We start from the raw sequence: 8,056 nt of genomic DNA, 5'->3' as shown, positions 1-8,056 counted from the left end.
CGGGGCCCGGCGGCGTCGCGGGCGCGAACGGCGTGGCCCCGCCCGGCGGCGGACCGGACGCGCCCGGGGTCCTGGTCGGCAGCGGGCCGGTGCGGGCCCGGGCGGCGGCGCGGGCGCCGTCACGGGGAGGGGTGGGTTCGGCCGGGGTGGCCTCGGCGGTGGCGGTCTCGGCCGGGGCGGTCTCGGCCGGGGCGGTCTCTGTCTTGGCCGCCTCCTCCGCCCTGGCCGCCTCCATCCGCGCCGTCTCGACCCGCATCGCCTCCGCCCGCAGGGCCTCGGCCCGGGACGGGTCGGCGCCGGCGCCGTTCCCGGTGGGCTCGGCCCCCCGGCCCATGGGCTGCTGGGCGGCGTGGCGGCGCAGGGGCAGGTGGTCGCCACGGACGCCGTCCTCGAACCAGTCGGAGCGGGCCGCCTCGAAGATCGGGAGGTGGTCACCGGTCCCCTCGGCCGCGTCGGCCGCCGGCTCGGCCGGCCTGCTGGAGGCGACCAGCTCGGCCGGGCCCCGCCGGCTCGGCGCCTCGATCGCCTCGGGCATGGGCGCCCGGACGGCCACCGTCGGCGGCAGCAGCACCAGCGCGGTGATGCCCCCGTACCAGGAGTGCCGCAGCTGCACCTTGATGTTGTAGCGCTGGGCCAGCCGGGCGACCACGTACAGCCCCAGCATGCGCGACAGGGCGAAGTCGACCATCGGCGGGTTGGCCAGCCGCTCGTTGGCCTCGACCAGCTCGTCGTCGCTCATGCCGAGCCCACGGTCCTCGATCTCGAGGACGTAGCCGTTGCTGACCTGCTGGCCGGCCACCTGCACCTTGGTGCCGGGGGGCGAGAACGAGGTGGCGTTCTCGATCAGCTCGGCCAGCAGGTGGACGACGTCGCTGACCGCCTGGCCGGCCACGCCGATGTCGTCGATCGGGAGCAGCTCGACCCGGTTGTAGTCCTCGACCTCGGCCAGGGCGGCCCGGACCACGTCGACCAGGGTCACCGGCTGGCTCCAGCGCCGGGCCGGCTCGGCCCCCGAGAGCACGATCAGGTCCTCGGCGTTGCGCCGCATCCGGGTCGCCAGGTGGTCGAGCTTGAAGAGGTTCTCCAGGGAGTCCGGGTCGGCCTCGCTGCGCTCCAGGTCGTCGATCAGCTCCAGCTGGCGGTCGATCAGGCTCTGGCTGCGCCGGGCCAGGTTGAGGAACATGTCGCCGATCGACTTGCGCAGGGCGGCCTGCTCGGTGGCGACCTGGATGGCCACCCGGTGCACCGAGTTGAAGGCGGCCGACACCTGGCCGATCTCGTCGTTGGCGTCCACCGGCACCGGTTCCGGGACCACGTCGAGGTCGCGGGGGTCGTTGGTGTGGTGCAGCCGGTCGACCAGGCTGGGCAGGCGCTCGTCGGCGACCTCGTTGGCGCTGCGGGTCAGGCTGCGCAGCGGCCCGACCATGGAGCGGGCCAGCCACAGGGACAGGCCGATGGTGACCCACAGCACCAGGGTCAGGATGATCGTGTAGAGCAGGGCCTGGCGGCTGGCCGCGGACTGGGCGGCCTCGCTGGCCGCGAGAACGTCGTCGGCCAGCCGGCCCTCGACCGTGCGCAGCAGGTCGAGCTTGGCCGACATGTAGGTGAACCACTGCTCGGGGTCGATGTCGACCGGCTGGCTGGGATCGCCGGTCAGGACCTTGGTACGGAGCTCGTCGACCCGGGTGATGTCGGGGCCCTGCAGGGTGCGGTCGAGGAAGGCGCGCTGCTCGGGCGTTGCCGTGGCGTCGAACTGGGACCGCCAGGCCTCCTGGGCGCCAACGATCGGGGCCAGCTCCCGGAAGTCGCCCGGGCCGAACTTCCCGACCGAGGCCACCGCGTACAGGCGGCCCCGCTCCAGGCTGGTCGCCTCCTTGAGGCGGGCCAGCGAGACGAAGGTGCCGACGTTGCGGATCAGGTCCCGGTCGTCGGTCTGGGCGGCGATCTCGAGGTTGACGGCGAGCAGCTCGTCGATGACGCTCGAGTAGTAGTCGAGCGTCCGCTCGATGCTCATGTCCTCGTCGTTGGCGATCAGCTCGCGCTGGGCGTTGAGCTCCCCGAGCTCGGCGACGGCGGCGTCGACCCGCTCCCGGAACGCCGAGTCCTCGTTGCCGAGGTCCTCCACGTCCTGCCGGAAGGTCTGCAGCGCCTGGTTGACCGCCACCCGCTGGGCGACCACGCCGCCGTAGCCGGCGTCGCGGCCGCTCCCGACCCAGGCGGCCGACAGGTCGCGCTCCCGCTGGAGCTGGTGCACCAGGTTCGACAGGCTGATGGCGAAGGCCGTCTGGTCGTTGACCCGGTCGGCCTGGACGCCGCGGCTGACGGCGGCGCCGATGGCGAGCGCGGCCAGCACCGTCAGGGCGACCAGCGGGATGACCAGCACCGCGATCAGCTTGGACCGGATCTGCATGTTTCGGATCATGGGCTGACCTCTGCGATGGTGCCTGGGAGCTGGACTCGAGGCAGATGGGTGCTCGTCACCGCGGCGGCCGGCGGTCTGCGTGCCCGAAGGCGCACGGCATTCCTGCTCATAGAACGGCCCCGGGGAAGGGACGGGCTGGCTCGGTCATACAGGGGGATCAGACGGGAATCTACCTGTTGCGCGCTTGGCTTTGCAAACATCCGCTTCCCCCGTACACCCCTGTTCATCAGCACATACAGGCGTTGGAGGGGTGTCCCTGGACAACCCGCGATTCTTACCACCGACGCGAGAAGCCGGGCAAGGGGTGCATCTCCGCATCCACCGGTTCGTCAGGGTCCGGTGCTACGATCGGATGGCTTCCCCGACCGCCCGCTCGGCCTTCACGGCCAGGAGGAACATGCTCGACGCCGACCATCCACGCGAGGCGTGCGGGGTCTTCGGAGTCTGGGCTCCGGGGGAGCAGGTCGCCAACCTCGTCTTCTACGGGCTCTACGCCCTCCAGCACCGAGGCCAGGAATCGGCCGGGATGGCCGTCGCCGACGGCCGCGGCGTGCTCGTCTACAAGGAGATGGGCCTGGTCAGCCAGGTCTTCGACGAGCCGACACTGGCCACCCTCCAGGGGCACCTGGCGATCGGCCACACCCGCTACTCGACCACCGGCGGCTCCCGCTGGGAGAACGCCCAGCCGGCGTTCAAGACCAACGCCGCCGGGGGCGGGATCGCCCTGGCCCACAACGGCAACCTCACCAACACGGCCGTGCTGGCCGAGCCGCTGGGCCTCGGGGCGCCGGACGCGGCCGGCGGCGAGCGGCGGCCGAGCAGCGACACCGACGTGATGGCCGAGCTGCTGGCCCGCGAGGCCGACCTGTCGCTGGAGGAGGCGATCGTCCGCACCATGCCCCGCCTCGAGGGGGCGTTCTCGCTGGTCATCATGGACGAGCGGACCCTCTACGGGGTGCGCGACCGCCACGGGGTGCGGCCCCTGTGCATCGGCAAGCTGCCGGGAGGCTGGGTGATCGCGTCGGAGACGGCGGCCCTGGACATCGTCGGGGCCACCCTGGTCCGCGAGGTCGAGCCCGGCGAGGTCGTGGCCATCGACGGGCAGGGGTTGCGGGCCCGCCGCTTCGCCCCGCCCGACCCGCGGCTGTGCGTGTTCGAGCACGTCTACCTGGCCCGGGCCGACTCCACCCTGGCCGGCCAGAGCGTCCACCAGGTCCGCCGCGCCCTCGGGGCCGCCCTGGCCGTGGAGGCGCCGGTCGAGGCCGACCTGGTCATCCCCGTGCCCGACACCGCCTGGAGCGCCGCCGCCGGCTACGCCGAGGCCAGCGGCATCCCCTTCGGCGAGGGCCTGATGAAGAACCGCTACGTCGGCCGCACCTTCATCCAGCCGAGCCAGACCATGCGCCAGCTCGGCATCCGCATCAAGCTCAACCCGCTCAAGGAGACGATCCGGGGGCTGCGGCTGGTGGTGGTCGACGACTCGATCGTGCGCGGCAACACGACCAAGGCGATCGTCACCATGCTCCGCGAGGCCGGGGCCCGCGAGGTCCACGTCCGCATCACCTCGCCCCCGGTGCGCTGGCCCTGCTTCTACGGCATCGACATGCCGACCCGGGCCGAGCTGGTGGCCAGCGACCTGCTCACCGACGAGGTGGCCAGCTACGTCGGCGCCGACTCGCTCGGCTACCTGTCGCTGGAGGCCCTGACCGAGACCGCGGCCGACCCCGGGACGGGGCCGGGGGGCCTGTGCACGGCCTGCTTCACGGGGAGGTACCCGATCCCGGTGGAGGCCCAGGTCCAGGGCAAGGAGCTGCTCGAGGGCCTGGCGCCCCAGCGTTAGATGGAGAGGGAGCCGCTCACCTACGCCCAGGCCGGGGTCGACGTCGAGGCCGGCGACCACGCCGTGGCCCTGATGCGGGCCGCGGTGGAGGCGACCCACGGGCCCAGGGTCCTGGGCGGTATCGGCGGGTTCGCGGGGCTGTGGCGCCTGGCCGGTTCCTCCGGCCGGGCCGGCGCGGCCGGCCTGCCCGGCGACCCGGTCCTGGCCGCGGCCAGCGACGGCGTCGGCACCAAGCTGCTGGTCGCCCAGGCCCTCGACCGCCACGACACGGTCGGCATCGACCTGGTCGCCATGGTGGTCGACGACGTGGTCGTGACCGGGGCCGAGCCGCTGTTCGTCCTCGACTACCTGGCCGTGGGCCGGGTCGACCCGGAGCGGGTGGCCGCCATCGTCTCCGGGGTCGCCGCGGGCTGCCGGCTGGCCCGCTGCGCCCTGCTCGGTGGGGAGACGGCCGAGCACCCCGACGCGATGGCCCCGGACGCCTACGACCTCGCCGGGTTCGCCGTCGGGATGGTGGAGCGCGACCGGCTGCTCGGCCCCGAACGGGTCGCCGCCGGCGACGTGCTCCTCGGGCTCGCCGCCTCGGGGCTGCACGCCAACGGCTTCAGCCTGGCCCGCCGGGTCCTGGCCAGGGCCGGGGTCGGCTACGACCAGCGCCTGCCCGAGCTCGGCGTCCCGGTCGGGGAGGCGCTGCTCACCCCGACCCGCATCTACGCCCCCCACCTGGTCGACCTGCTCGCCGTCGGGGTCGAGGTCCACGCCCTCTGCCACGTCACCGGCGGCGGCCTCCCCGGCAACCTCCCCCGCTGCCTCCCCCCCGGCCTGACGGCCAGGGTCGACCGCGCCTCCTGGCAGGTGCCGTCCCTGTTCGGGCTGCTGGCCCGCCTCGGCCCCGTCGCCGACGAGGAGCTGGCCCGGGCCACCAACCTCGGCGTGGGGATGGTGGTCGTCCTCCCGCCCGGCGAGGCCGACCGGGCCGTCGCCTTCCTCGCCGACCGCGAGGTCCCCGCCTGGGTGATGGGCGAGGTGGTGGCTAGCCGCTGACCCCCGGGAGGACCCGGATCAGGCGGAGGCGGGAGATGTCGCGCATGCGGTCCTTGGCGATGCGGTCGGCGGCCTCGCTGGTCGGGATCCCCTCGGCCTTGGCGCGATGGAAGATGTCCCGGACGGAGCCGAACACGCCCTCGACCTTGGCCTTGGCCCGCTCGGGGGAGTAGCCCTGGAGCTCGTCGGCCACGTTGATGAGGCCGCCGGCGTTGACCACGTAGTCGGGCGCGTACAGGATGCCGAGCTGGCGCAGGGCGTAGCCGTGCTCGTCCCGGGCGAGGACGTTGTTGGCCGACCCGGCGATGGCGGCGCACTTCAGCTCGGGCAGGGTGTCGTCGTTGACGACCGCCCCCAGGGCGCAGGGGGCGAAGATGTCGCACGCGACCGCGTGGGCCTTGCCCGGCTCCACGGTGTCGGCGCCGAACTCCCTGACCGCCCGGGCCACGTTGTCGACGTCCACGTCGGCCACGGTCAGCCGGGCGCCGGCCTGGTGCAGCAGGTGGCAGAGGTGGGTGCCGACCTTGCCGACGCCCTGGACCACGATGTGGCGGCCGGCCAGGTCGTGCGTCTTCCAGAGCTCCTCGGCCACCGCCTGCATGCCCTTCAGCACCCCGTAGGCGGTGTTGATCGAGGGGTCGCCGCCGCCGCCGTTGGCGGGCGAGCGCCCGGTCACGAACCGGGTCTCCAGCGCGACCACGTCCATGTCGGGGATGTAGGTGCCGACGTCCTCGGCGGTGATGTAGCGGCCGCCAAGGCTCTCCACGAAGCGGCCGTAGGCGCGCAGCAGGGCCTCGGTCTTGACCCGCTTGGGGTCGCCGATGATGACCGCCTTGCCGCCGCCGAGGTTGAGCCCGGCCACGGCCGCCTTGTAGCTCATCCCCTTGGCCAGCCGGAGGACGTCGGCCAGGGCGTCGTCCTCGGAGGCGTACGGGTAGAAGCGGGTGCCGCCCAGCGCCGGCCCGAGGGCGGTCGAGTGGATGGCGATGATGGCCTTCAGTCCGGACGCCGGGTCGTGGTTGTAGACGACCTGCTCGTACTCGCCACCCATGAGCCCGAACGCTCCCAAGGATGACCTCCTGGACGGGCCCCGGCGGGATCGCCGCCAGAGCGGCAGACGCATGGTGGGGAGTACCCACCGGTAGGCCAACCTACCACAGGCCTCTCCTTATACTCCTCACCATGAAGGGCCATGCCTTCACGGCGTATCTACGCATCTACCAGCCGCTGGCGGCGTTCCCGCCCCGCGAGCGAGCGGAGTGGGCGTCGTACGTGGAGGCCGGTCAGGTCCTGCCGGCGAGCCTGCTCGTCGGCCGCGAGGAGCGCCGCGGCCTGGCCCGCGCCCTCGGCCTGACCGTTGGCGCCGACCGGGAGCACGCCCTCGTCGAGCGGGTCGGGGACGTGGTCTACCTCTGCCCCCTCCGGACCGAGCTGCGGACCCTCCAGTCGCTGGTCGCCTTCCGCAGCTCGGTCCCGGACGAGGTGGCCGACGCGTTCGTGTCCGCCGGCGACGTCGAGAGGGCGGAGCAGACCCTGGAGCGCTGGGAGAACGAGCGGCCCGGGTCGCGCAGCCACATCCAGCAGGCGGCGTGGCACGTCCCCCTGCCCTGGTTCGCCCTGTTCGAGGACGGCGAGCGGCGGGTCGGGGCCCCGGCGTCGGGCCAGGCGGCCCGGCTCACCTACCGGACGACCATGGCCAAGGCGCGCGGCCGCGCCTCCCGGGCCGTCTCCATCCTGCAGGAGCTGATGGACGACGCCGAGATGGTCGTGGCCGTCGAGGAACTGCGCGCCTGGCTCCACAGCTTCGACCCCGACAGCCTGGTCCAGCTCGACTACGGAGGATTAACCAGGGCAATCCCGTTCGAGGACCTGGTCGCCGACCACTCGGCCGCCGAGGTGTGGGAGGCGCTGGGTGCCCTGGAAGCGGGCGACCTGGACCGTTCCAGCGAGCTGTACCGCACGTTGAGCGAGCGCTGGTCGGCGCTGCGGGGACGGGAATCCAGCAATTGAGGTCTCCGCACCTTTTGCCGAAGCTCTGGCGGTCGGTTGCCGATAGTCCTACTAGGCGGGGCGGAAAATAGCCCTAAGTTGCTATGGTCTGTCCCATTCGACGCCTCTAGGATATTCAGGACCTCCGCGAGAATCCCGTCTCGACGGGGGGAAGTTCGAGGTGAGGGGTGGCAACCATGTCCGCCAGTCGTACCGTCCAGTCTGCGCCCGCTCCCGAGGCGCTGCTCACCCCGGCGGAGGTCGCCGCGCTGTTCCGTGTCGACCCCAAGACCGTGACCCGGTGGGCCAAGGCAGGCAAGCTCTCCAGCATCCGCACGCTCGGCGGGCACCGTCGCTACCGCGAGACGGAAGTCCGCCAGCTGCTCCGCGGCGTCGAAGCCGGCGGCTAGCCCTTCGATCCGCGTGACCGGCCGACCCAAGGGGGGGCCGGACGTCCAGACGGCGCCTCATGGAGGCGCCGTCTGCGTGTTCGTCGTGACCGGCGAACCTGATCGGATCGTCCCGCCCGTGGCAGACTAGTAGCGTAACCAGGCTGCGGGGGGGGATCGCCATGACCGGATTCCAGTCCGAGTGGGCTGGCCCGACCGTTCGCCGCATGGTGGTGGGGGCGAGGCTGCGCCGGTTGCGGACCGAGCTGGGCCTGAGCCGGGACGAGGCCGCCGAGTCCATCCGGGCCTCGGAATGGAAGATCCACCGGCTCGAGAACGGCCAGGTCGGCTTCAAAGAACGCGACATCATCG

7 protein-coding genes are annotated in these 8,056 nt (G+C 72.8%); 5 read left to right on the top strand and 2 right to left on the bottom strand.

What is annotated here, in order from left to right; all coding sequences use genetic code 11:
- Positions 1 to 2,410: nitrate- and nitrite sensing domain-containing protein (locus VF468_14110; protein HEX5879427.1), on the bottom strand; the 2,410-nt coding region annotated here is incomplete at its 3' end.
- A 409-nt stretch (positions 2,411 to 2,819) separates the two neighbouring features.
- Here VF468_14110 and purF point away from each other — a divergent pair.
- Complete coding sequence (gene purF, locus VF468_14105) at positions 2,820 to 4,262, top strand: amidophosphoribosyltransferase (GenBank protein HEX5879426.1); 1,443 nt, start codon at positions 2,820 to 2,822, stop codon at positions 4,260 to 4,262.
- The gene (purM, locus tag VF468_14100) at positions 4,263 to 5,306 is read left to right on the top strand and encodes a phosphoribosylformylglycinamidine cyclo-ligase (protein HEX5879425.1); all 1,044 of its coding nucleotides are present in this window, start codon (positions 4,263 to 4,265) and stop codon (positions 5,304 to 5,306) included.
- Here purM and VF468_14095 read toward each other — a convergent pair.
- Complete coding sequence (locus VF468_14095; GenBank protein ID HEX5879424.1) at positions 5,296 to 6,357, bottom strand: Glu/Leu/Phe/Val dehydrogenase; 1,062 nt, start codon at positions 6,355 to 6,357, stop codon at positions 5,296 to 5,298. The genes purM and VF468_14095 overlap by 11 nt on opposite strands.
- A 131-nt stretch (positions 6,358 to 6,488) precedes the next feature.
- On the opposite strand from VF468_14095, the gene VF468_14090 reads away from it, so the two are divergent.
- From VF468_14090 to VF468_14080, 3 genes are all read left to right on the top strand, one after another.
- Positions 6,489 to 7,316, top strand: a complete 828-nt coding sequence (locus tag VF468_14090) for a hypothetical protein (protein HEX5879423.1) — start codon at positions 6,489 to 6,491, stop codon at positions 7,314 to 7,316.
- Positions 7,317 to 7,492: 176 nt separating this feature from the next.
- Positions 7,493 to 7,705 carry a BldC family transcriptional regulator gene (locus VF468_14085; GenBank protein ID HEX5879422.1) on the top strand — a complete coding sequence of 71 codons (213 nt, stop codon included), beginning with the start codon at positions 7,493 to 7,495 and terminating at the stop codon, positions 7,703 to 7,705.
- Positions 7,706 to 7,866: 161 nt separating this feature from the next.
- A partial coding sequence (locus VF468_14080; protein HEX5879421.1) for a helix-turn-helix transcriptional regulator occupies positions 7,867 to 8,056 on the top strand: 190 nt, incomplete at its 3' end.

The sequence above is a fragment of the Actinomycetota bacterium genome (genome assembly GCA_036280995.1).
GTDB lineage: Bacteria > Actinomycetota > CALGFH01 > CALGFH01 > CALGFH01 > CALGFH01.
Note: the sequence above shows the minus strand (reverse complement) of the source record. Positions and strands in the feature narration are given on the sequence as shown.

Coding starts and splice junctions, on each gene's coding strand:
- purF (HEX5879426.1), top strand. CDS start 2,820: ATGCTCGACGCCGACCATCCACGCGAGGCGTGCGGGGTCTTCGGAGTC.
- purM (HEX5879425.1), top strand. CDS start 4,263: ATGGAGAGGGAGCCGCTCACCTACGCCCAGGCCGGGGTCGACGTCGAG.
- VF468_14095 (HEX5879424.1), bottom strand. CDS start 6,357: ATGGGTGGCGAGTACGAGCAGGTCGTCTACAACCACGACCCGGCGTCC.
- VF468_14090 (HEX5879423.1), top strand. CDS start 6,489: ATGAAGGGCCATGCCTTCACGGCGTATCTACGCATCTACCAGCCGCTG.
- VF468_14085 (HEX5879422.1), top strand. CDS start 7,493: ATGTCCGCCAGTCGTACCGTCCAGTCTGCGCCCGCTCCCGAGGCGCTG.